1 protein-coding gene is annotated in these 513 nt (G+C 40.7%); it reads left to right on the plus strand.

The annotated features are described in order from the left end of the window. A partial coding sequence (locus ACS8FD_RS24710; RefSeq protein ID WP_439277786.1) for a proton-conducting transporter transmembrane domain-containing protein occupies positions 1-354 on the plus strand: 354 nt, incomplete at its 5' end. Between the last annotated feature and the right edge of the window lie 159 nt (positions 355-513).

Raw genomic sequence — 513 nt, forward strand, 5'->3', positions numbered from 1 at the left:
CGTCGTCCGGTACTAACGGCTGTTATGACAATTATGATGCTCTCATTGGCTGGTATTCCATTGACTGCTGGCTTTATTACCAAGCTATTTGCCATACTGGCAGCTGTTCAGGGTACGAACTGGTTCTTGGCTGCGATGATTGTTTTGGGTAGTGCTATCGGGTTGTTCTACTATTTACGTGTCATGCTGACACTGTTTAAACGTCCAAAAGAGTTTATTGAGTTTGATGTGGCAGGACAATGGGGCATTCGCATGGGTGGACTGATGGTCATCGGTGTGACCGCAGTGATTATTTTCTTTGGTATATTACCCAACAGTATGATTGTATGGTCGAGTATGGCTCGTATCTGGTAATATAAGCTATATATAAAGAGGCTTAATAAGCTTAACTTAAGCTGCGCTGTAGCAGTTACTGATAGAAAACCAAGATGCGCTGAGTTTATGATAAGCTTGGCGCATCTTTTTTATTTGTTCGTTTTAATAACCACGCAAAAATTAACAAAATATAAGTGA

It is taken from the genome of Psychrobacter sp. 1U2, assembly GCF_051847575.1.